Here is a 670-nt window from a genome sequence, read left to right as displayed (position 1 = left end):
GCCCACGCGGTCCCAGTCGGGATGGTCCGGTGCGATGAAGCGGCTGGCCAGCAGCGCCTCGCGCGCGGCCGCGCCGAGCGCTGCATCGTCGAGGTCGGCCGGATACTCGGCGTCGACGCCCTCGGGGTCGAGCAAGGATGCGCGATAGACGGCCCAGGAGTGGATCCAGAAGAAAGCGCGGAACGCGGTGATGCTGGCTTCCTTGCGCTCCTCCGGCGGCGGCGGATTGAACGGTTCCCGGGTCATTCGAGGATCGTTGCCTCCCACGCGAAGCCGCGGCTTTCCGCATTGCCCCGCTCCACCGCAGCGACGCGCCGGCAGACGGGCAATGCGCTCCATATCTCTATCATAACGTGTAGTGGTTGTCTGCCGAATGCCCCGAGGGCAGGTGGCGGAAGGAGGGTCTCCGGGGTCGAACCTTCTCCGCTTTGCCTGAAGCGGGAGCGCTGTGTCAGCGCTTGCCCGCGGCGCGGCTGACCGCGATGGCGGCGCGGATGGCGGCGCCGAGCTCCGCGTCGGAGACCGTCTCGGGAAGCTCGGTCGGCTGCGCGTCCTTGATCCCGCCGAAGCCGCCGCGGCCCTCATACCGGTCGGCCTCGATGAAAATGATCCCGTCGCGCAGCGTCAGGCTCACACCGCCGACCCCCTTGTAGAGCGCCGTCAGGCTCCG

General features: G+C 69.4%; 2 protein-coding genes. Both read right to left on the bottom strand.

Annotation, left to right across the window (positions count from 1 at the left end; translation table 11 throughout):
• Positions 1 to 246, bottom strand: a 246-nt coding sequence (locus N1F89_RS20630; RefSeq protein ID WP_290086383.1) for a hypothetical protein, incomplete at its 3' end; no start/stop codon positions are given.
• 205 nt (positions 247 to 451) lie between these two features.
• Positions 452 to 670 (bottom strand): hypothetical protein (locus tag N1F89_RS20625; RefSeq protein ID WP_290086381.1); only part of this gene is annotated, 219 nt, incomplete at its 5' end.

It is taken from the genome of Aquibium sp. A9E412 (assembly GCF_030398335.1).
Taxonomy (GTDB): domain Bacteria; phylum Pseudomonadota; class Alphaproteobacteria; order Rhizobiales; family Rhizobiaceae; genus A9E412.
The sequence above is the reverse complement of the archived record's forward strand: the minus strand, read 5'-3'. Positions and strand labels throughout refer to the sequence as shown.